This window comes from Streptomyces sp. NPDC001515 (assembly GCF_053597115.1).
On the sequence record NZ_JBSFHN010000012.1, the window covers coordinates 137046 to 158406 of the forward strand.

Below are 21361 nucleotides of genomic sequence, written 5' to 3' on the forward strand. Positions count from 1 at the left end.
CCATGAGCCGACTGCGTCTTGCCGCACGAGCGCTGCGCCTGACCCTCAGCGGGGCCCACGCCGACCCCACCGCGGACTACGACGCGGCCAGTTCGGACTACGACACCTTCTTCAGCCCGGTCATGGGCGGCCACTCCGTGGCGGCCCTCGACGAGGTCACCGTGGCCCCCGGCAGCGACGTCGTCGAACTCGCCTGCGGCACCGGCCATCTGACGGCCGAACTGGTCCGCAGACTCGGGGGCCGGGGCTCGCTGCGGGCCGTCGACAAATCGCCCGGCATGCTGGGCGTGGCCCGGGAGAAGGTGCACCCGCTCGTCCGCAGCACCCCGGAGCTGAGGGTGGAGCTGAGCGAGGGCGACATGGAGACCTACGTCCAGGGGCTGCCCGCCGGCTCCGCCGACCTGGTCGTCGTCGGCTGGGCCATCTGCTACGCCAAGCCGGTGCGGCTGCTCACCGAGATCCGCCGGGTGCTGCGCCCCGGCGGCCGGGTCCTGGTCATCGAGACCCGCGCCGACGCCCACCACGCCCTCACCCAGGGCCTGGAACGCGTCTTCGCCGACGACCCCTCGCTGCTCACCAGCATGGTGCGGGTCTCGCTGCCCAAGGACGCCGCCACCGTGGCGCGCTGGTTCGCCAAGGCGGACCTCACCGTGGACGTGCGGCGGGAAGGGTCCCAGACGATCCCCGCCCACACCCCGGCCGACGTCATGGAGTGGGTGCAGCGCTCGGGCGCGGCCGCCGGCTTCAAGACCGCCGTGGACCAGACGCGCGAACAGCTCGTCCTGGACCGGGTCGAGGCGGCCCTGGCCGAACTCCTCGCCCGCGAGGGCACCCTGGAGATCGAGCACACCTTCGTCGTGGTGGCCGGCGGCAGACCCGCCGCCGGGCGGGGCGACCGCACCCCGGCGAACGAGTCGGCGGGTGCCGCGTGAGCGACGCCGCCACCACGACCGCCGGACCGCCCTCCCGGGCCGGCGGCCCCCCGCCCGGCCCGCAGGCGGCTCCCGACGGCCGGCTCCAGAAGGCCCTGCGCCGCTTCGCGCACGCTCTGGTCGGCCACCCGAAGCTCGTCATCGCTGCCTGGGCCGTCGCCATCGCGGCCTGCACCCCGCCGGCCACCGGACTCACCGACGTCCTCACCGACCAGGGCGCCTCCAAGGTCGTCCCCGGCACCAGCAGCGCCCGCGCCGACGCGCGGATCAAGGAGTCCTTCCCGCACCGCTCCGAGCGGGAGGTCGTCGTCGTGGTCCAGGGCAAGGACGTGCGCACCCCGGGGGTGCGCGGTCTGCTGGCCGACCTCGACACCCGGATCGCCGCCCTGCGCCGTGACGGCGAGGTCGAGCGCACCTCCTCCGCGTTCACCGTCTACCGCGACACCGCGGCCGGGTTCCTCACGGGCGTCCGCGAGCGCGTCCGCGCAGGGGCGACGACCGAGGCGGACCGGCGCGCGGCCGTCGACGCCGAGGTGCGGCGGGGTGCGGTCCCCGCCGCGCTCGCCGGACCCGCCCGGGAGGCGGTCGCCGCGGCCGACGCCCCGGCGGTCACCGCCGTCGCCGCCCGGTTCGCCCGGCAGGCGGACTGGTCCGCGTTCCCCCTCGACGTACCGAAGGAACTTGTCGACCGGCTCGTCGCCCCCGACGGCACGGCCGCCCTCGCCTCGGTCGGCTACACGGACAAGGCCGGCAGCGACCCGGACGTGGAGTGGCTGCGCGACACCGCCCGCACCCTCGCCGAACGCGCCGGGGCCGGAGTCGAGGTGCACGTCACGGGCGAACTCGCCCTGATCCACGACACGTACGAGAAGGCCGAGTCCGACAACGCGCTGATGGAGTCGGTCGCGTACGTGATCATCTTCGTCGTCCTGCTCATCTTCTTCCGGGCACTCGTGCCGGCCGTCCTCACGCTCGCGGTCGTGGGCCTGTCGATGAACGTCAGTCAGGCCGCGCTCAACCTGCTGGGACGCGAGGTGACGCTCACTCAGTTCACCGTCACCATCATGCAGTTCGTCATGCTCGGCGCGGGCGTCGACTACAGCATGCTGCTCTCCTCGCGCTACCGGCAGGAACGCCTGGCCGGACGGAGCCCGAGGGAAGCCGCCGTGCACGCCACGGTGCACGCGGGCGAGAGCATGGTCCTCGCGGCCGTCGCCGTGGCCCTGGCCTTCGGGGCGACACTGCTCTCCCCGGTGGACTGGATCCCGCCGCTCGGCTACGGCGGCCTCCTCGGCATCCCCATCGTGCTCGCCGCCGCCCTCACGCTCACCCCGTGCCTGCTGGCCCTGCTCGGGGACCGGTTCTTCGCCCTCGGCCGGTCCCCCCTCTCCGATCTTGAGCGCCACGGGGCGATGGCCCGGCATCTGCGCCGCACCGCCGAGTTCGCCCGCCGCCGCCGGGCCGCGATCGTGGTGCTCTTCCTCGTCGCGACCGTGCCCTTCGCCCTGCTGGTGAGCGGCAACCGCTCCACGTCCGACCCGGTCGCGCTGAGCCCGGCGACCGATTCCCGGGCCGGGTACGAGACGGTGGCCGGCACCTGGGGCGACGCGGCGGTGCTGCCCACGATCGTCACCGGCCGCGCCGCCGACGGCATCCTCGACGACGGCCGGCCCACCCCCGGCGGCCTGGCCGCCGTCGCCCGCCTCACCGACACCCTGGCGGCGACCGACGGCGTCGCCTCCGTCGACTCCCTCAGCCACCCCTTCGGCACCCGCTGGAGCGCGGACCGGCTGGCCGCCGCGGGCACGGGCGTCACCGAGGACTACGCCTCGAAGGACGGCGCGCTGCGCTTCGTCGTGGCCCTGAAAGACGATCCGTACTCCGAGGCGGCGGCCCGCACCGTCCAGCGCCTGGACACCGTCCTGGCCCGCGACGGCGCGGCGGTGGGCACCCTGGACCTGGGCGGCGCCACCCAGGTCGACCGCCAGTACGGCGCCGCCCTGAGCTCCAGCTTCTGGCGGATGGTGCTGCTGGTGAGCCTCGGCGTGTTCGTCATGCTGGTGATCACCCTGCGCTCGCTGCTGGTGCCGGTCCGGCTGATCGCCACGATCATGCTCAGCAACGTCTGGGCGATCGGACTGACCGTGCTGATCTTCGCCTGCTGGCGCGGCGACGCGATCATCGACGACCTGCCGATCTTCCTCACCGTCCTGATGATGGGGCTCGGCATGGACTACGAGATCTTCCTGGTCACCCGCGTACGCGATCTGATCCGGGGCGGACTCGACCAGGACGAGGCGACCATGGAGGCCGTCGTCGACACCGGCCGGGTCATCAACGCGGCCGGGCTGGTGATGGCCGGAAGCCTGGGCACCATGGCCCTGTCGTCCACGCTGATGCTCAGGGAGTACGGCGCCGGGCTCGGCCTCGCCGTCCTGCTGGACGCCACGGTGATCCGGATGCTCTTCGTCCCGGCCTCGCTGATGCTGCTGCGGACGTACAACTGGTGGCTGCCGCCGCTGCCCGGCCGCCGCCGCGCCGCCGCCCCCTCGGGCAGCGGATGACCGGGCCCGTGCCGGACGTGCTGGGCGCGCTGCGCCGCCGGCACGAGCGGGCCCCGCTCGCGTCGGCGGCGGCGCTCTTCGCCGTGCTGGCCGCCGTGCGGCTGGCCGGGGCGTTCGACTTCACGCTGATGGTGCTGTCCGTCGCGCTGAGCGCCTGCGCCCTGCTGGTGGTGGAGCGCGAGGGCTGGCACCGGACCGGGCTGCGCGGCTTCCCGCCGCGCACGGCGCTCCTGACGACCGGGCTCGTCGCCCTGGTCTACGCCCAGACGTTCCTGGCCGCACGGGGCGCCTTCGGCGCGGGCGACGACAACTGGACGGTCTGGGTGCCCCGGATCTTCCAGGGCATGGTGCCCGGGGCGCCCTGGGCCGACACCGCCGCCATGCTGCTCTGCCTCGGGCTCCTGGTGCCGCTGGTCGAAGAGGTCTGCTACCGGGGCGTCCTCTACGAGGCGGTCGAACGGGAGCGCGGCGGGGCCGCCGCCGTCGTCACCACCGCCGCCGCCTGGTCGTTCGTCCACCTCGGCGACTACGGCCTGAAGCCGTTCGACGCCGAGGTGGCGGCGGGCGCGGTGCTGTCGGTCTTCCTGATGGGCCTCGCGCTCGGCCTCTGCCGGGCCGTCACCGGATCGGTGCCGGCCTGTGCGGCGGCGCAGGGGGTCTGCAACCTGATGCTGCTCGCCGCGGTGTACGCCGCGCGATGACCGGGACGCGGCGCGGCGCCGGACCGGGTGTCAGGACGGCAGCCGGTCCAGGAAGCCGCTGACTGAGGTGATGCGCCCGTCGTCGGCGAGGGCGATCACGTCCGAACCGGCCACGGGCGCCGACCCGTCGGCCCCCGAGACCAGCTCCCAGCCGAAGCGGGCCAGGGCGTGGTGCCCGTCCACCTCGCCCAGGGGCCGGAACGTGAAACCGGGGAACTGCTGCTGCGCCCCCGCGATCGCGGCGGCCAGCGCCTCGTGGCCCCGCACGTCGGCCAGCGGGTCGGTGTAGGTGGCGTCCTCGGTGAACGCCGCGGCGACGGCCTTCTCCAACTCCTCGGCGGTGGGGGCGTTCCAGGCGGCGAAGTAACGCTGGACGGCGTCGTCGTACGCGGTCATCGTGGGGTCCTCTCCTCGGTTCCGGCCCGGTGGCCGGGAGCGCTGTGCTCGTGAGGAACACGATGTCGGACGGGCCGTGGGGGCGTCGATTACCTCCGAGGTCAAGAGGTCGAGGCCGGGCGGAGGAGCCGCCGGGAACGTCGCGCACGGATACGGCCGTTCAGGCGGAGGCGTCGGGGATGATGTGCACGGCCGCCTCCTCGGCGGAGGCCGCCGCGCCGTCGATGCCGACGTCCTCGCCCGCCGTGGTGTCCGGGTCGTTCAGGTCGAGTTCACGAGTGAGCCGGCCGGCCCGTACGGTGCCGACCTCCGCGTCCCAGGGCTCGCCGTCCCCCTCGGCCAGATCGCCCACGCCGTCCCCGTCCGGGACGGAGCCGTCGGGCAGTTCCCGGGCCAGCCGGTCCTCCAGCGTCTCGCCGCGGTGCTGTTCGGACGCGGTGGTGCCGCGGTCCTCGACGGCCCACGGGCGCTCGGGCGGGGAGTACCCCTCGTCCAGGACGTCGGTGAGGTCCGGGTTGTCGAGGGTGTCCTCCGGTTCGAGCTGCTCGACGTAGTCGGCCGCCTCCGGCTGCTGGGGCTGATAGACGTCGTCGCCCCGGTCGGCATCATCCATGACGCTTTCCTTCCGGGTGTCGGGAATCCCCGGCCTGCGCGCCGGCCCGGTCAGCCGTGGCCGGCCCCTTCAGGATAGGCGGCAGGGGCCGGGACCCGCAGCGCGCGCTCGGTGCGGGGGCGTCGCCGGCCGGGGTGCGAGACCATGGAGGGGAAGGCCGCAGTCCGTCGTGGAAAGGCCGTCATGGAGTATCCGGAGAGCTATCAGCTGGTGTTTCAGTCGTCCGCCGTGGAGGACGACGCGGTGGTGGTCCACCGGACCGACCGGTCCGGGGCGGGCGGGCACCCGGTCTACGAGGACGAGACCGGGATCGTCCGCGCGGAGATCAGCGACCAGGGGGAGGTGCGGATGCTCGCCAGCGGCGGGCACCAGCTCCTCGGCACACCCCTCGTCGTACCGGAACCCGGCCCGTAGGCCCTGTCCGGACACGGCCCGGCACCGCCGCCCCGACCCCCGTCGCCCCCGTGGTCACCACCACGGGGGCGTTTCTTTATCACGGCTCCCAGACGGCCGCCATCCTGCCCGAGCAGGACAATTCGGCGTCAGTCGTCCAACACTTGGTCGAAATTTTGCCCCCGGGGGGCTGCTGCCGGAGGACACCAGGCACACTCGACCTGTAGGAATCTCGCCACGAAGAGGATCACGCATGATCACGTTGAAGAAGGAAGACGGCCCGGCGGATCTGGACGGGGTCACCCACCTGTCCATCGGGGTGTCCTGGGACCCGACGGCCGGTTCCAGTGGCGGGCTGATGGGGAAGATCCGCCAGAAGAAGGGCACCGACCTCGACCTGATCGCCATCGCGATGGCGGACGGCGACCCGGTGCGCCTCGCGGGCCTGGACTCCCTGGACCCGCTGGGCAACGGCTCGCTCCAGCACAGCGGCGACAACCAGACCGGGCGCGGCGACGGCGACGACGAGACCGTGACGGTCGACTTCGCGCGCATCCCGCAGAACATCACGTCGATCGTCTTCATCGCCGCCGCGTACAAGAAGCGCAGCTCCTTCCAGGACGCCCGCAACATCAGCTTCAAGGTGTACGACGCGACGGGCGGCAGCTCGCAGCAGGTCGCCGACATCTGGCCGAGCCTGCTCACGAACGACAACGGCTGCGCCGTGGCCAAGGCCATGCGCGTCGGCGGCAGCTGGAAGCTCCAGGTCATCAACGAGACCGGCAAGATCAAGCAGGGCGACGAGCAGGCCCTGATGCGCTTCGCCGTCAGCAAGTAACCGGCGCACGCGTCCGGGATACGGCCCCGGTCCGGGGCAGGCGGGGCAGACCACCCCGCGGCCACGGACCGGGGCCGTCGCGCGCTCCCGGGGCGCGCCGGACACCGACCGGTGGGCGACATGCCCGTATCCGGGTCTTTCCATGCGATCTCTCCGGTTACGGTGCCCCCATGTGTCACTACTGCGGCTGCCGCGAGATCCCCCTGATCAAGGAGTTCATCGCCGAGCACGAGACCGTCACGGACACCGCCGGAGAGGCCCTGCGCGCCCTGGACCGGGGCGAAACGGACCGCGCCACCGGCCTGGTCGCCCGGATGGCCGGGGAGCTGCGCGCGCACTGGAAGGGCGAGGAGGACGGCCTCTTCACGGTCATGGGCGACGATCCGGAGTACGCCGGCTACATCGACACGCTCGTCCTGGAGCACCGCCAACTCGCCTCCTTCCTGGCCACGGTGGACCTGACCCTCCCTCAGGACGTGGTGCGGCTGCGGGAGTCCGTCGACGAACTCCACCACCACATCGCCAAGGAGGAGGACGGTCTCTTCCCGGCCTCCCTCACCGCGCTGTCCGGGGACGAGTGGGACCGCTCGATGGCCGCCTGGCGCGCGGCGCATCCGCACGCCCCGGGCGGCCCGGGACGCTGAACGGGCCCGCACGCGCCGGGATGCGGGCCCGGCGGCGGGGTCCATCAGGTCAGGATCCGACCGCACGACCGCGTAGCGTGCCGTCATGGCCGTGAAGAAGAAGACCTCCGCCCCGGTCCCCGTCCTCACTCCCCGGGCCCTGGGCCGGGCGACCCTGGCGCGCCAACTCCTGCTGCGCCGGACCGTGATGAGCGCCGGGGAGGCCGTCCGCCACCTCGTCGGTCTCCAGGCGCAGAACGCGAAACCGCCGTACTACCAGCTCCTCGCCCGGCTGGAGGGATTCTCGCCGGCCGAACTCTCCGCACTCATGGAGTCCCGCGAGGTCGTCCGCATCGTCACCCTGCGCTCCACCGTCCACACCCACACCGCCGACGACGCTCTGACCCTGCGCCCCCTGGTCCAGCCGGCCCGCGACCGGGAGCTGCACATGTTCCGCGCCGGACTGACCGGCGTGGACCTGGACCGGCTCGGCGCGCTCGCCAGGGCGTACGTCGAGGAGGAACCCCGCACCCCGAAGGAGATCCGCGCACACCTCCTCCTGGAGTGGCCCGACGCCGACCCGCAGTCCCTGAGCACGGCCGCCCGCTGTCTGCTGCCCCTGGTCCAGGTCACACCGCGCGGCCTCTGGGGCCGGAGCGGCAAGGTCGCCCTGACCACCGTGGAGCACTGGCTGGGCCGGTCCTCCCGCCCGGCCGCCGCACTCGGCGCCACCGTGCTGCGCTACCTCGCCGCCTTCGGCCCCGCCTCCGTCAGGGACTTCCAGTCCTGGGCGGGGCTGACCCGGACCCGGGAGTCCTTCGAAGCCCTCCGCCCGGAACTGGTCACCTTCCGAGACGAGCACGGCGTCGAACTCTTCGACCTGCCCGACGCGCCCCGCCCCGACGAGGACACCCCCGCCCCGCCCCGGTTCCTGCCCGAGTTCGACAACGTCCTCCTCGGCCACGCGGACCGCACCCGTCTCATCCCGCCCCACCTCAAGGGGCGCAACGGGGTCGGCAACCAGGCGTACGGATCGGTGCTGGCCGACGGCTCCCTCGCGGCGATCTGGCGGCACGGCACCGGCACCGGACCGGCGCCCGGGACGCTCACCGTCCAGCCGCTGCGCCCGCTCACGGCGGCGGAGCGCGACGCCGTCACGGAGGAGGCCGCGGCCCTCCTCGCCGCGACGGGGGAGCCGGACGGCGCGGCCGGGCCGTACGACGTGCGGTTCGCCTCCTTCGTCGACTTCGGGGACTGAGCCGCTGCGGACCCCCGGCCGGGCTGGTTGACTCGAAGGAGCCCGCCGCCCCGCCCGGGACGGCGGACAGTCACCGTCCGGGTACGGCAGGTCGTGATGGACCGATTGCTCATCGTGGAGGACGACGCGGCGACGGCACTGGCGCTGCGGGAACTGCTCGCCGCCCGGGGGTACCGGGTGCTGCACGCGGCGGACGGCCGGCAGGGGCTGCGGCTCCTCTTCGCCGAGCGGCCCGCCCTGATGGTGCTGGACCTGCGCGTGCCCGAGCTGGACGGCTGGCAGGTGCTGGCCCGCGCCCGCGACCTGAGCGATCTGCCGGTCCTGGTGCTCTCCGGCCTCGACGCGGCGGCCGACCGGGTCCGCGCGCTGCGCGCAGGCGCCGACGACTATCTGGTCAAGCCCTGCGAACCGGAGGAACTGGTGGCCCGGATCGAGGCCCTGCTGCGCCGCGCCGGGCACCGCGAGTGGACGGGCGGCGAGGCGCTCGGCGGACTGCGGCTGCTGCCCGAGCGCCGGGCCGCCCTCTGGCACGGCGGCGAGGCCCGGCTCAGCGCCATCGAGTACGGGCTGCTCCGGGCGCTGGTCCGCAACCGGGGCCGGATCGTCACCACCGAACAACTGCTGGACCAGGTCTGGGACGACCCGCTGGCCGTGGGCCGCGACCGGGTCAAGTTCGGGGTGCTGCGGCTGCGCCGCAAGCTGCGCGCGGCGGGCGGACCGGGCGCCGGCGACCCGGTGGAGGTCCTGCGGGGCGTGGGATACCGCTTCGCGACCGGAGGTCCCGGGAGCCCGGGGGACCATGGAGGCCCCGAAGGGCCGGGCGACCCCGACGGCCCCGGCCCGGAGGTCCGGGACCAACGTCCCGGACCGTGACCCCGGACACACGGCACCACGTCCGGGACGAACGTCCCGGACCGCCGCCCCGGCCCGGACGACAACCGTCCGGCAACCGGGACGCACCGCGCGGGGCAACCGTGCCCGGTCACCCTCGACCCGGACCGTTCGTTCCGCGCGCCACGGCGCCCTCGGGGAGGAGACAGCGACCATGCACAAGCCGAGGTGGCCCACCGCCCGGTGCCTCGACTGCCGGGGTGTCGCGGCCGTGCTCCTCGTCGCGCTTCTGGACGTCCTGCTGGGCGAGGAGATCAGGCTCCTGCCGCTCTACGCGGTCGGCCCGGCCCTGGCCGCCTGCCGGGCGTCGGTGCGCGGGGTGCTCGGCACGGGGCTGTTCGCCGCCTCGCTGGCCGCGGCGCTCGCCTTCGACCAGGGTCTGCTCGACTCGCGCCGGGGCATCGCCTCCCTGCTGGCCATCACCTTCGTCACCCTCTTCTCGGCCGCCGCCGCCCGCATCCGGCTGCGCGGCGAACGCCGCCTCGCCGCGGTGAACGACATCGCGGACGCCGCCCGGCGGACGATCGTGGCCCCCGTGCCGGTGAACCGGGGCCCGGTGCGCATCGCCTCCAGCTACGAATCGGCGGCCGAGGCGGCCGGCATCGGCGGCGACTTCTACGAGGTGATCCCGATCGCCGGCGGGGTCCGCATCCTGATCGGCGACGTCCAGGGCAAGGGCCTGAACGCGGTCGGCGTCGCCGCCGCCGTCCTCGGCGCCTTCCGGGAGAGCGCCCCCGTCGCGGACCGGCTCGACACGGTCGGCGTGAAGCTGTCCTGCGCCCTCCTGCGGCGCGGTGACGAGCGCTTCGTCACCGCCGTCGTGGCCGAGGTGACCTGGGACGGCACCATGAGGATCCTGAACTACGGCCACCCCGGCCCGCTCGTCGTCCCGGCCTCCGGCGACGCCGTGCGGGCCGAGCCCGACCATCCGGGCACCCCGCTCGGCCTGGACGGGCTCGTCGAGTGCCGCCCCGGCCGGCACACCCGGGTCCTGGCCGCCGGGGACCGGGTCCTCTTCCACACCGACGGGCTCGACGAGACCCGCGACGAGGCCGGCCGCTTCTACCCGCTCATGGAACGCGGCACCCTGCTGCGCGGCGGCAGTGCCGAGGCCGGACTGCGGCGGCTGCGCGCGGACGCCTGCCGGCACGCCGCGACCCGCCACGCGGACGACTCGGCCCTCCTGCTCCTCGACTACCGCGAGGAACACGGCCCCCGCCCCCGTACCGCCCCTGCCGACCCGGCCCCGCCCCCGCTGCGCACCGCCGACCTCGGCTGCCAGGTCTGCGCCGTCACCGAATGCCCTCTCGCCGACCTGCTCCGCTCCCGCGAGGCGTCCGGCGCGCCGGCCGACGGGGCGTCGGCGGAGCGCCGGGAGACGACGGCGGTCTGAAAGGGGCCGGGGCCCTCCCGGGACGGCCTGCGGCAGCAGCTCCGCCCGCCGGGCTAAGGCAGCAGGCCCGCCCGCCGGGCCGCGACGACCGCCTCCAGGCGGGTGCGCGCGCCCAGCTTGCGCATCGCGGCGCGGAGATACCCCTTCACCGTTTCCGGGCGGAGCCCCAGCCGTTCCGCCGCCACCGCGTTGGTCGCGCCGGCCGCGACACAGGCCAGGACGTCGACCTCGCGGGGCGCGAGCTGGACGTGGCGCTGTCCGGGGACCCGGGTCCCCGACGCGGAGGCCAGCCGCCCGCACACGGCCAGCAGCTCGTCACGGAGCGCGGGATCGACCACCTTCGGCACGAGCGCGCGCAGCTCGCGGTGGGCCTCCCGCACGTCCTCCCACGCGGCGGGCGAGGCGGTGGGGCCGGCGACCTCCTCGCGGGTCGCCGCGAGCAGCGTCTGCACCTCGTCGCGGACGACGAGCGCCTGCTCCACGTCACGGGCCGCGGCCACGGCCGCGTCGAAGGTGCGGTCACCGAGCGTCAGCGGCTCGCGCAGCGCCCCGTACAGCACGCCCCGGACCCTGCGGCGCACCACGACGGGGACGGCGACCACCGAACGCAGCCCCTCCGCCGCCACTGCCACGTCGTATTCGTGGCTGATGTGGCGCGAGGAGTGGTAGTCGGTGACCGCGCACGGCCGCGACAGCGCGATCGACTTCCCGCCGAGCCCGCTGCCGGCCGAGATGACCAGCCCGCGCAGGGCCGAGGTCTGCGCCCCGTTCAGCTCGGCGATCCGGGCGTGGCGGGCATCGGAGAGCAGCCCGCCGAAGGCCACGGGCAGCCCGCTCGTCCGGCGGAGCCGCAGCAGCGCCGCTTGCATCTCGACCGCATCGCCCGATTCCGTCACGCCGACGTCCTTCCACCCGGCCCCGGGGGCTCGCACCCCCGCGCACCCCCGTTCGGGGGTGGTGAGACCTGAGTCACTGTTTACATGATGTTAAGTGACCGGTCCGGCCCGCATCGAGGGTCCGCAACGAGGAGGGCACATGTCGGCAACCAGTGCGACGGAGACGTTCCGGGCCGCCCGGGACTTCCTGCTGGAGCACCGCGAGGACTACACCGCGGCGTACGAGGGCTTCAGCTGGCCCCGCAGCGAGCACTTCAACTGGGCGCTCGACTGGTTCGACGTCATCGCCGAGAACAACGACCGCACCGCCCTGCACATCGTGGAGGAGGACGGCGACCGCACCGAGATGTCCTTCGCCCGGATGTCCGCCCGCTCCAACCAGGCGGCGAACTGGCTCCGCGCCCAGGGCGTCCGCGAGGGCGACCGTATCCTGGTGATGCTCGGCAACCAGGTCGAACTCTGGGAGACCGCGCTGGCCGCGATGAAGCTGCGCGCCGTCGTCATCCCCGCCACGCCGCTGCTCGGCCCCGTCGACCTGCGCGACCGGGTCGACCGCGGCCGGGTCCGCCACGTCCTGGTCCGGGACGCGGACACCGGGAAGTTCGACGAGGTGCCCGGCGACTACACGCGCATCTGCGTCGGCGCCGAGACCGAGGGCTGGATCTCCTACGCCGGGGCCGACGCCCAGCCGGAGACGTTCACGGCCGACCGCGAGACGGACGCCGACGAACCGCTGATGCTCTACTTCACCTCGGGCACCACCGCCAGCCCCAAGCTCGTCGAGCACACCCACGTCTCCTACCCCGTGGGCCACCTCGCGACGATGTACTGGATCGGGCTCCGCCCCGGCGACGTCCACCTCAACATCTCCTCGCCCGGCTGGGCCAAGCACGCCTGGTCGAACCTCTTCGCCCCGTGGAACGCCGAGGCGACCGTCTTCATCTATAACTACACGCGCTTCGACGCGGGCCGGCTGATGGCGGAGATGGAACGTTCCGGCGTCACCAGCTTCTGCGCCCCGCCCACCGTGTGGCGCATGCTCATCCAGGCCGACCTCTCGCAGCTGAAGACCCCGCCCCGCGAGGTCGTCGCCGCGGGTGAACCGCTCAACCCCGAGGTCATCGAGACGGTCCGGCGCGCCTGGGGCGTCACCATCCGCGACGGCTTCGGCCAGACGGAGACCGCCGTCCAGGTCGCGAACTCGCCGGGCCAGGTGCTGAAGTCCGGTTCGATGGGCCGCCCCAGCCCCGGATACAAGGTGGTGCTCCTGGACCCGGTCAGCGGGGAGCCCGGCGCGGTCGAGGGCGAGATCTCCCTCGACCTGTCCGGCCACCCGGTCGGCCTGATGACCGGCTACCACGGCGACCCGGACCGCACCGCCGAGGCCATGGCGGGCGGCTACTACCGCACCGGGGACATCGGCTCCCGCGACGCCGACGGCTACATCACCTACGTCGGGCGCGCCGACGACGTCTTCAAGGCGTCGGACTACAAGATCTCCCCGTTCGAGCTGGAGAGCGCCCTGCTGGAGCACGAGGCCGTCGCCGAGGCCGCCGTCGTGCCCGCCCCCGACCCGGTGCGCCTCGCCGTCCCGAAGGCGTACATCGTCCTCGCCGAGGGCTGGGAGCCCGGACCGGACACCGCCAAGGTGCTCTTCGCGCACTCCCGGGCCGTGCTCGCCCCGTACAAGCGGGTCCGCCGGCTGGAGTTCGCCGATCTGCCCAAGACCGTCTCCGGCAAGATCCGCCGCATCGAGCTGCGCGAGGCTACGGCCCGGGGCGCGGGCACCGAGTACAGCGAGGGGGATCTGGCATGAGCGAGCAGACCACCACCGGCACCGCTTCCCCGGGGCCGTCGCAGGCCCGGCACACCGCGGGCACCGCGTCCCCGCAGCCGACCGTCACCGGCACCGCGTCCCGGCAGCCGTCCTACGCCCACGGCACCGGCTCCACGCCGCTGCTCGGGGACACCATCGGACGCAACCTCGACCGGGCGATCGAGGCGTATCCCGACCGCGAGGCCCTGGTCGACGTACCGTCCGGACGGCGCTGGACGTACACGGAGTTCGGCGCGGCCGTGGACGAGCTGGCCCGCGCGCTGATGGCGTCCGGGGTGGCCAAGGGCGACCGGGTCGGCATCTGGGCGATCAACTGCCCGGAGTGGGTCCTCGTCCAGTACGCGACCGCCCGCATCGGCGCCGTGATGGTCAACATCAACCCCGCGTACCGGGCGCACGAGCTGGAGTACGTGCTCAAGCAGGCCGGGATATCGCTGCTCGTCGCCTCGCTCGCCCACCGCACCAGCGACTACCGGGCCCTGGTGGACGAGGTCCGCGCCGACTGCCCCGCCCTGCGCGCCGTGCACTACATCGGAGACCCGTCCTGGGACGAACTCCTCGCCGCCGCGCCCGCGGTGAGCCCCGCGCGGCTCGCGGAGCGGGAGGCCGGGCTGTCCTGCGACGACCCGATCAACATCCAGTACACCTCGGGCACCACCGGCTTCCCCAAGGGCGCGACGCTCTCCCACCACAACATCCTCAACAACGGCTTCTTCGTGGGGGAGTTGGTCGCCTACACCGAACAGGACCGGGTCTGCCTGCCCGTGCCGTTCTACCACTGCTTGGACATGTGAACACCTATGCAACCGCCAATGACCTGCGCATACTGGGTCCCATGAGCGAAGTACCGGACATCAGGGACCTGGACCCAAGCGAACTGATGGATATTTACGCCCGGAAGTCCACTGTGGTCGCCGGACGCCGAGGCGAGCTGTCCACCAAGGCCCAAGTGGAGCGGGGACGAGACTGGGGTTCCTGGAACAAGCTCACCGTTCGGAGGGTATGGAAGGACACCCTTAGCGCCTCGAAGAACATCAAGCGCCCGGACTACGACCGAGCACTTCAGGCTCTGGCAGACGGAGAAATCAAGACCCTGTGGTGCTACAAGCTTGACCGCTTCACACGCAAGGGAGCGCTGGCAATCCTCCGGGTGCTGGAGAACCTGGACCAGACCGGGTCCCGGATCATCTTCGGTGATGACGGGCTGGACTCGTCTGACCCGAACCACAGGCGGATGATCATCTGGAAGGCGGAAGACGCCTACGAGGAGTCGCTGAGGATCAGTCAGCGGGTCACCGACACCAAGAACTGGCAGCGGAACCATGGCGAGTGGGTCTCCGGGAAGGTCCCGTACGGCATGCTGGCGAACGAGAACCGCCACCTGGTGCCGGACCTGAGCCCCGCCATCCCGGGAGTACCTGATGGGCCTACCAAGGCGCGCGTGGCACAGGGGGTGTTCGTACTAGCTGCCCTGGGGCTGAGTCTCCGTGCCATCTCCCGGACGCTGCACCGCTACGGCATCCCGTCACCCACGGGAAAGGCGACCTGGGCCGCGAACCAGATCTACCGCATGATCAACAACGGCGCCTATTCCGGCTGGCAGGTCCACTGCGTCGGCAACCAGCGGGGGGTCATCTACACGACACCGAAGGGTAATCGGGTACGCGTCGGAGACGGCCTTGTACCTGACGCCCGGCGCCTGCGTGCCGTCCGAGCCATCGCCGGACATTCCAAGCCCACAAACAGCTACCAGGGGAAGGCCACCAATCTGCTCACCGGCCTCACCAAATGCTCCGGCTGCGGGCGGGCGGCCCCTGTCAGTTCCCGGAGCTACACGTGCACCACCCTGGTGAGCGGGCCTCCGTGCACAAGCCCAGCGTCGGTGTACCGCCCGCCCCTGGAGGCGTACGTCGTTTCCCGCTGGCTGGACCGACTGACAACAGCGGAGTTGGACGACCCGCTGCTGGCCATCGTGGCAACCCGCTGGGCGGCCCTCACGCGCCCTGAGGAGACCCAGGAAAGCCGGGAGGCGGCAGCGGTACTCAAGGCCAGCGAGGCGGCCCTAGAGAGGCTTCTGAGGGACCGCCGGGCGGGGCTCTACGAGGGGCCAGCGGCGCGCTTCTTCGACCCCGCCTACCGGGAGGCCATGGACGACTACAACCAAGCACAGGCGCAGCTCCGGGAGCACACGGGCTCGGTGCCGGACATAACCTTCCTGACGGCCAGGGACAGCGCTCAGGAGGCATGGGACGAAGCTGACATGGACATGCGCCGCGATCTGCTCCGGCTGGCCATCGACACAGTGGAGCTGACCAAGAGCACGAACCACGGACCGTTCAATGGGGACGAGCGCGTGACTATCCACTGGGCAGCATGACCCGCGTCACATACATGAGGGCCCCCGGGAGGTTGACGGGGGCCCTCCGTCATGCGCTGGCGGTCAGCGGTGTAGAGCGGGTGGAACGCCCCACCCCAGAAACAAGCCTCTGACCTGCATAAATGTAGAAGATGTAGTTTCTGTACCTAGTCTGACATTCCCTATAGAAACCCATAGCTAAACCGGAGCCGCCTTCATACCTACACTTCCTACACCTACCCCGCCTGGCATTCGACTCCCTAGATAGAGAGTGAGGGAGGGTTGATCCCGCGCACGTAGAACTGACTCGATGTCCGGCGGACAGCGGTCCCCACCCCTTTGCAAGTGGCGCCCCTGCCTCTCCCAGGGGAGCGCCCTGCCCCGTTCCTCATGGCCATCACAGCCATGCGGAGCGCTTGCCCCCTTGGTCCAGTGGCCTAGGGCGTCGCCTTGTCAGGGCGAAGGACACCGGTTCGAATCCGGTAGGGGGCGCGGCGCAAGCGCACGGAGACGGAAGCGATGCGCACTCTGGCACCTAGCTCAGCAGGTGAGAGCGCCCGCCTGATACGCGGGAGGTCACTGGTTCAAGTCCAGTGGTGCCAACCGGTGCAGTCCGGGGGTCTTGACCGGCCCTACGTACTGCACCCTGGGTGAAACCGGCTCGTAGTAGCTGTGCCTAGTCAGCATAGGGAACCGGGCGGCGAGTAGCCCTCCATGTCACGTAGCTCAACGGAAAGAGCGCTGGGTTGTTAACCTGGTGGTTGCTGGTTCGAATCCAGCCGTGACAGCAAGCGCGCAGTCCCCTGGTTGGGGCCGGGTTGGTGTCCGGTAGGGGTCCATTCCCCGTCATGCTGCGCGTCACCACGTTTCGGTAGCTCAGTTGGCAGAGCAAGGGACTCTTAATCCCGAGGTCGCAGGTTCGAGCCCTGCCCGAAGCACGCTGGGAAGACACGCATGGTCCGTGGACCAGGGCGCAAGCCCGTAAGTGGCAGACGGGGCGTGTCACGCATCAGGGTGGTTACCTGGTGTAGTGGAGCACTGACATGTGAGGCGCGAGGCCGCTTGAGGCCGTTGCCGGTTCAGTGCTCCGCGCTACCGTCGATAGCCCAGCGGAAGAGGCGACGCGCTTAGAACGCGTTCAGCGGGGGTTCGAATCCCTCTCGACGGACGGCGTAGCCAAAGGGCCGGTCCAGGGCAACCCCCTGGGCTGTAAGCGGGATTGACTGCCCCGCACGCGCATTGGGACGTGGCCTAAATGGAAGGGCGTCCGGTCTCCAAAACCGGAAGGCGTAGGTTCGATTCCTACCGGCTCAGCCTTGCCCCCTTAGCTCAGTTCGGATAGAGCGGCTGTTTCGTAATCAGCGGGTCGGCGGTTCGAATCCGTCAGGGGGCCCCGTGGATATCGCCTAGTGGCAGGGCACCTGGTTTGGGGCCAGGATCGCGGGGGTTCGATTCCCTCTATCCGCACCAGGCTTCGCCACTGAGAGAACCTGTTACCGCACAGGCCGCAGGGCGGAGCCACCTACGAATGTCCGGAGGTGGTCCACGTGCCGCGCAGGCCGCGCATGTCGTGCACCATCCCAGGGTGCCCCGAGAGCACTCCCAGGGGAGGCCGCTGTGAGGAGCACAGGCGCCAGGATGCGGCCATGCGGGCCGAGCGAGGGGCCTTCAAGTACAACACCAGCCGATGGCAGCGTGTGCGGAAGGCGTTCTTGTACGCCAACCCCTGGTGCGTCCTGTGCACTGCCCCCGCCACGGTCGCAGACCACTACCCCCTGTCCCGGCGTGCGCTGGAAGCCCGGGGGGTCAATCCTGATACCCCCACCCATCTGCGTGCGCTGTGTACCCGCTGTCACAACAAGGAGACGGCACGTCATCAGCCTGGTGGGTGGGCTGCTGAGCGCTGAGGAGCGTGTCCGATGCCTGCTGAGATCCCTGTCGTGGCGTTCACGCGCGCTGGCACGCTCATGTCTGCCGCGCTGGTGGGCGATCCTGTGGAGGGTCACACGCTGCCGAACGACGGCCGTGTCGGTCTGATGGTCACGAACAGTGACACTGTGTCACGCAACGTGACCATTCATCTGTCGCGGACCGTGGACGGGCAGCCCGTGACACCTCGGACGCTCTCTGTGGCGGCTGGCACGACTCTCGCCTTCGGCCCGTTCGCCCCTGGTGACTACGGGACCGACGTCCAGGTGACCGTGGACAGCGCCCTTCTGGGCCTTGTTGCGGTCCGTGTGGCCTGATCACAGCGTGTGATACCCCACCCTGGGGGGTGACCCCCTCCCACCTGGGCAAACGGGCGGCAGGGAGGCAAAAAGCTAGCCCCGCAACCTGAGCAGTTTGCGCGGAGACCACGGGGGGTCATGATGGCAGCTCTGATGGGCCGCGCGGCCTGGTATGGCACTGGTTGTAGCTGTTGCGGGGGTGCCCGGACGAGTGGCCAGGTGCGAGCTGCTGAGCACCGTGCCTGGCTGACCGACTGGGCCGATGACCTGGAGCACGCCGAGGGTGAGCGGTACGCCCTGGAGGTACTGACCCGGCATGTGCCTGAGAGCCTGCGGGCCGCGTACGTACCGACCTCGCTGTGGGCATGAGAAAGCCCCCGGGTTTCGCGCCGGGGGCGTCCCTGGTGCCTACTGACCCTCGCAGTACGTGACCCATTGGTCCGCGTCGTAGTCAGGGTCATCCACCTCGAATGGCAGTTCGTCCCCTTTCAGGTACGCCTCCACGCTGGCCTTGCCGCCGGTCTTTGCCGCCTTGCAGATATCGAGCCTGAGGGTGGCTGTGTAGCTGTCCCTGGTCGTCTCCCACGCCTCGCGCCGAGTGTCTGTCTCGTTGAACGTCTGAGCGGCGCTGGGGGCCTCTGATGGCGGCTCCGCGCTGTCTTCGCTGGAGCACCCTGCGAGGACCAGGACTACGGCGGCTAGCGCCGGAAGAATCATCTGTTTCATGGCACACAGGGTAGCCTACGGAATGTAGTGTTCCAGTAACGATACGTCAGGCTCCGCGCTGTTTGCCTCATACCTGAGCACGAGGGGGCCCCCTGGCGACGCGACCAGGGGGGCCGAGTGGCACCTACGAATATTCGGGGGTGACCTAGCGCTTGTGCGCGATCGTGGTTACGTGCTCTTCCGATTCGCTCACGCTGCCCCCTTCGTTTGGTTGGGGGGAACACCATACCGCAGGGGGAGACATGGCCGATCCGCTACGGAGTAAGCCCCCGCTCCAGGTGGTGCGGGAAGGTAACCCTGGGAAGCGCCCGATTAACCCCGGTATCGTGACGCCACCGGCGGACCTGGAGGAGCCTGACTGGACGGCGGTCTTCCCTGGCGCTGCCGCAGGCACAGTCCGCTGTCGCCAGATGGCATCCCGCGAGTGGGCCCGGGTGATTCCAGTTCTCCGCTACACCGCTGGGATCGGCGCGGTTGACACCGTAGTCCTCACCGACTACTGCGTGTGCGTCGCCCGAATCGACCAAGGTGAGCGCGCCCTGTCTCGGGATGGGGTCCTCATGGAGGGCGAGCGAGGCTGGCAGAAGAATGGCTGGACTACGGTCCTGGGCCAATACCGTTCGCAGCTTGCTCGGTACGTGGGGGAGCTTGGCCTAAGCCCCTCGGCGCGTGGGCGCATTCAGCCGCCTGAGAACGGCGGAGACGATGACGGGGACGTGTTCGACTAGCACTAGTGCGTGGACATGCGAAAGCCCCCAGGGGGTTCCTGGGGGCTTTCGGTTCCGCCTCCTAGTTGACCCATCCGCCGTAGCTTGACCAGATGGGGCCGCAGGTGTCGGACTCCATGGCCCTTCAGTCATTCAGCTTTTCCGTGCTGGCGAACGTCGGGCCATCAAGCTCCGTCACGAACAGCGCTTCGGTCATGGTCGGCATCGTGGAGTTGTAGATCATTGTTCGTTCCCTCCGTCGTGATTGGAGCGCCAACGTAGCAAGGGGGGTACTCCGTGTCAACGCTTCCTGTCCCCCGGGGTGCGCTTCTAGAGCTTGGCTTGACGCCGGAGGAGATTGACCAGGCCGCGCGCAGTCGCCCCCTGGTGGTTGCCTGTCAGGCATCTGAACAGCCCGGCGCCTACTTCAGTGTGGAGGCCGCCCGTCGTGCCGTCAGGGCCACGGAGAGCTTCAAGCACACCAAGGGTCGCTGGGGTACATCGCCGCTCAAGCTGGCGCCCTGGCAGATCGTCTGGGTCGTAGCCCCCATTTTCGGGTGGCTGTGGCACGACCCGGAGCTAGGCCGGGATGTACGGGTGATCCGCTCTGCGTGGATTGAGGTGCCCCGGAAGAACGGCAAGAGCACGCTGTCCTCTGGTATCGGGCTCACGCTGCTACTTGCGGACCGCGAGCATGGCGCGGAGGTTTACGCCGCTGCTGGGTCGCTGCCGCAGGCTGAGCGAGTCTTCGATGACGCCAAACGTATGGCGCTGACCTCCAATGCCGTAAAGGGGCGCGTGGAGGTCCTTCGGGGCGTGATTCGCGTACCGCGCACAGGCGGTGTCTTTCGTGCCCTATCCAAGATCGCGGAGACCGCGCATGGCCTCAATGTGAGCGGGGCCATCATTGACGAGGTGCACGTTCACAAGAAGCGTGACCTGGTGGACGCCATCGAGACAGGAACCGGCGCCCGGGATCAGCCCTTGGTGGTCTTCATCACGACGGCGGACGAGGGCGACGAAGGTTCGATCTACGACGAGAAGCACACGTACACAAGGCGCCTGGCGGAACAGGTCATCTCTGACCCCGGCCATTTCGGCGTCGTGTGGGCCGCTGAGGAGTCAGACGATCCGTTCGATGAGGCCACATGGTACAAGGCCAACCCCGGCCTAGGCACAAGCCCCTCTCTGGCGTACATGCGCCGAGAGGCCGCCAAGGCGAAGAGCACCCCCAGCTACTTCCCGACGTTCTGCCGCCTCTCGCTCAACCGCCGCATGCGCGCTGCCACCCGCTGGCTCCCCATGCCGTTGTGGGACGAAAACGCGGGGGTCGTGAACGATCGCAGCTTCCGCTATCGCCGTGCGTGGGGCGGTGTTGACCTGTCTGCCGTATCGGACATGTCGGCGTGGGTCATGGCCGTGGAGTCGCGCCAGCCGGGTGTGGACCTGGAGTTGGTGGCGCGCTTCTGGCTTCCCGAGGAGCGGGTAGACGAGCTAGAGCAGCAGCTACAGGTGCCGCTCAGGCTGTGGGTCCGCGAGGGCTGGATCCAGCTCACCGAGGGCGACGCGGTCGATTACGACACGATCGAGCGCCAGATCATCAGCGACTCCCGCCGCCTGAACATGCAGAGAATCAGCTATGACCGGATGTTTGCCGGTCAACTGGTTCAGCGCGTGGAGCACAAGACCAAGGGCGTGGATCTCCGACCGGTGCCTCAGACCTACCTAGGCATGGGGCCGGGCTCGAAGGAGCTTGAGCGCCTGCTACGGGAGGGGCGCATCCGTCATGGTGGGAATCCGGTTCTCCGGTGGCACGCGTCATGCGTGGAGATCCTGACGGACGGCAACGACAACTTCCGTCCCGTCAAGCCTAACCGGCAGAAGTCATCGAGCCGGATCGATGGAATTGCTGCCGCCGTGATGGCCATGGATGGGTATGTTCGCCGTCCACTCCGCCGCATGCGTGCTGCATCCGCCTGACCACATCCGAATATTCGTAGGTACTACCC

General features: G+C 70.8%; 19 protein-coding genes, 8 tRNA genes and 1 pseudogene. 24 read left to right on the plus strand and 4 right to left on the minus strand.

Annotation, left to right across the window (positions count from 1 at the left end; genetic code table 11):
• The first annotated feature begins 2 nt into the window (after positions 1 to 2).
• Genes ACWCXC_RS15390 through ACWCXC_RS15400 form a run of 3 tightly spaced genes read left to right on the plus strand, consistent with a single transcriptional unit; the run spans position 3 to position 4197 of the window.
• Entirely contained in the window at positions 3 to 932 is a 930-nt protein-coding gene (locus ACWCXC_RS15390) for a class I SAM-dependent methyltransferase (protein ID WP_450889085.1), read from the plus strand.
• Positions 929 to 3496, plus strand: a complete 2568-nt coding sequence (locus ACWCXC_RS15395; RefSeq protein ID WP_450889087.1) for an MMPL family transporter — start codon at positions 929 to 931, stop codon at positions 3494 to 3496. Before ACWCXC_RS15390 ends, ACWCXC_RS15395 begins: the two co-directional genes overlap by 4 nt.
• An 8-nt stretch (positions 3497 to 3504) precedes the next feature.
• The gene (locus ACWCXC_RS15400; RefSeq protein ID WP_450889089.1) at positions 3505 to 4197 is read left to right on the plus strand and encodes a CPBP family intramembrane glutamic endopeptidase; all 693 of its coding nucleotides are present in this window, start codon (positions 3505 to 3507) and stop codon (positions 4195 to 4197) included.
• Positions 4198 to 4227: 30 nt separating this feature from the next.
• Here the strand turns inward: ACWCXC_RS15400 and ACWCXC_RS15405 are convergent, their stop codons facing one another.
• Both ACWCXC_RS15405 and ACWCXC_RS15410 read right to left on the minus strand, forming a co-directional pair.
• Positions 4228 to 4593, minus strand: a complete 366-nt coding sequence (locus ACWCXC_RS15405; protein ID WP_450680406.1) for a nuclear transport factor 2 family protein — start codon at positions 4591 to 4593, stop codon at positions 4228 to 4230.
• Between the two features lie 160 nt (positions 4594 to 4753).
• Positions 4754 to 5206, minus strand: a complete 453-nt coding sequence (locus ACWCXC_RS15410; RefSeq protein ID WP_450889091.1) for a DUF5709 domain-containing protein — start codon at positions 5204 to 5206, stop codon at positions 4754 to 4756.
• A 183-nt stretch (positions 5207 to 5389) separates the two neighbouring features.
• Here ACWCXC_RS15410 and ACWCXC_RS15415 point away from each other — a divergent pair, with 183 nt between their 5' ends.
• The 6 genes from ACWCXC_RS15415 (at position 5390) to ACWCXC_RS15440 (ending at position 10602) form a co-directional block, all read left to right on the plus strand.
• Entirely contained in the window at positions 5390 to 5620 is a 231-nt protein-coding gene (locus tag ACWCXC_RS15415; RefSeq protein ID WP_450680404.1) for a DUF6296 family protein, read from the plus strand.
• 232 nt (positions 5621 to 5852) lie between these two features.
• Positions 5853 to 6437: a TerD family protein gene (locus ACWCXC_RS15420; protein ID WP_450680403.1), complete on the plus strand. Its 585-nt coding sequence runs from the start codon at positions 5853 to 5855 to the stop codon at positions 6435 to 6437.
• Between the two features lie 170 nt (positions 6438 to 6607).
• Complete coding sequence (locus ACWCXC_RS15425; protein ID WP_450889094.1) at positions 6608 to 7081, plus strand: hemerythrin domain-containing protein; 474 nt, start codon at positions 6608 to 6610, stop codon at positions 7079 to 7081.
• An 85-nt stretch (positions 7082 to 7166) separates the two neighbouring features.
• Positions 7167 to 8318, plus strand: a complete 1152-nt coding sequence (locus tag ACWCXC_RS15430; RefSeq protein WP_450680401.1) for a winged helix DNA-binding domain-containing protein — start codon at positions 7167 to 7169, stop codon at positions 8316 to 8318.
• Positions 8319 to 8414: 96 nt separating this feature from the next.
• Positions 8415 to 9191 (plus strand): response regulator transcription factor, encoded by a 777-nt coding sequence (locus tag ACWCXC_RS15435; protein ID WP_450889097.1) that lies wholly within the window; start codon positions 8415 to 8417, stop codon positions 9189 to 9191.
• Between the two features lie 172 nt (positions 9192 to 9363).
• Positions 9364 to 10602 carry a PP2C family protein-serine/threonine phosphatase gene (locus tag ACWCXC_RS15440; protein ID WP_450889099.1) on the plus strand — a complete coding sequence of 413 codons (1239 nt, stop codon included), beginning with the start codon at positions 9364 to 9366 and terminating at the stop codon, positions 10600 to 10602.
• A gap of 53 nt (positions 10603 to 10655) precedes the next feature.
• On the opposite strand, the gene ACWCXC_RS15445 is transcribed toward ACWCXC_RS15440, so the two are convergent.
• The gene (locus ACWCXC_RS15445) at positions 10656 to 11471 is read right to left on the minus strand and encodes a response regulator transcription factor (protein WP_450889210.1); all 816 of its coding nucleotides are present in this window, start codon (positions 11469 to 11471) and stop codon (positions 10656 to 10658) included.
• A 166-nt stretch (positions 11472 to 11637) separates the two neighbouring features.
• On the opposite strand from ACWCXC_RS15445, the gene ACWCXC_RS15450 reads away from it, so the two are divergent.
• The 13 genes and pseudogenes from ACWCXC_RS15450 to ACWCXC_RS15510 all read left to right on the plus strand — a co-directional run bounded on the left by ACWCXC_RS15450 (position 11638) and on the right by ACWCXC_RS15510 (position 18288).
• Entirely contained in the window at positions 11638 to 13314 is a 1677-nt protein-coding gene (locus ACWCXC_RS15450) for an AMP-binding protein (RefSeq protein WP_450680398.1), read from the plus strand.
• A gap of 140 nt (positions 13315 to 13454) precedes the next feature.
• Positions 13455 to 14126: pseudogene (locus tag ACWCXC_RS15455) on the plus strand (AMP-binding protein); the annotation flags it as partial.
• Positions 14127 to 14170: 44 nt separating this feature from the next.
• The gene (locus ACWCXC_RS15460) at positions 14171 to 15712 is read left to right on the plus strand and encodes a recombinase family protein (RefSeq protein WP_450889101.1); all 1542 of its coding nucleotides are present in this window, start codon (positions 14171 to 14173) and stop codon (positions 15710 to 15712) included.
• A gap of 397 nt (positions 15713 to 16109) precedes the next feature.
• Positions 16110 to 16183, plus strand: a tRNA-Asp gene (locus ACWCXC_RS15465).
• A gap of 37 nt (positions 16184 to 16220) precedes the next feature.
• Positions 16221 to 16294, plus strand: a tRNA-Ile gene (locus ACWCXC_RS15470).
• Between the two features lie 112 nt (positions 16295 to 16406).
• Positions 16407 to 16479 (plus strand) — tRNA-Asn (locus ACWCXC_RS15475).
• A 77-nt stretch (positions 16480 to 16556) separates the two neighbouring features.
• Positions 16557 to 16629: transfer RNA gene (locus ACWCXC_RS15480), tRNA-Lys, on the plus strand.
• A 157-nt stretch (positions 16630 to 16786) separates the two neighbouring features.
• Positions 16787 to 16859, plus strand: a tRNA-Leu gene (locus ACWCXC_RS15485).
• 72 nt (positions 16860 to 16931) lie between these two features.
• Positions 16932 to 17005: transfer RNA gene (locus ACWCXC_RS15490), tRNA-Trp, on the plus strand.
• 4 nt (positions 17006 to 17009) lie between these two features.
• Positions 17010 to 17084 (plus strand) — tRNA-Thr (locus ACWCXC_RS15495).
• A 2-nt stretch (positions 17085 to 17086) separates the two neighbouring features.
• A tRNA-Pro gene (locus ACWCXC_RS15500) sits at positions 17087 to 17161 on the plus strand.
• A gap of 449 nt (positions 17162 to 17610) precedes the next feature.
• A complete protein-coding gene (locus ACWCXC_RS15505) occupies positions 17611 to 17937 on the plus strand; it encodes a hypothetical protein (RefSeq protein ID WP_450889103.1) in 327 nt (108 codons plus the stop codon).
• Between the two features lie 201 nt (positions 17938 to 18138).
• Positions 18139 to 18288, plus strand: coding sequence for a hypothetical protein (locus ACWCXC_RS15510; RefSeq protein ID WP_450889105.1), 150 nt, complete (start codon positions 18139 to 18141; stop codon positions 18286 to 18288).
• Positions 18289 to 18327: 39 nt separating this feature from the next.
• Here ACWCXC_RS15510 and ACWCXC_RS15515 read toward each other — a convergent pair whose 3' ends face one another.
• A complete protein-coding gene (locus ACWCXC_RS15515) occupies positions 18328 to 18645 on the minus strand; it encodes a hypothetical protein (protein ID WP_450889107.1) in 318 nt (105 codons plus the stop codon).
• A 410-nt stretch (positions 18646 to 19055) separates the two neighbouring features.
• Between ACWCXC_RS15515 and ACWCXC_RS15520 the strand changes: the two genes are divergently transcribed.
• Entirely contained in the window at positions 19056 to 19373 is a 318-nt protein-coding gene (locus tag ACWCXC_RS15520) for a P27 family phage terminase small subunit (RefSeq protein ID WP_450889109.1), read from the plus strand.
• Positions 19374 to 19694: 321 nt separating this feature from the next.
• Positions 19695 to 21332: a terminase large subunit gene (locus tag ACWCXC_RS15525; protein WP_450889111.1), complete on the plus strand. Its 1638-nt coding sequence runs from the start codon at positions 19695 to 19697 to the stop codon at positions 21330 to 21332.
• Positions 21333 to 21361 lie beyond the last annotated feature (29 nt).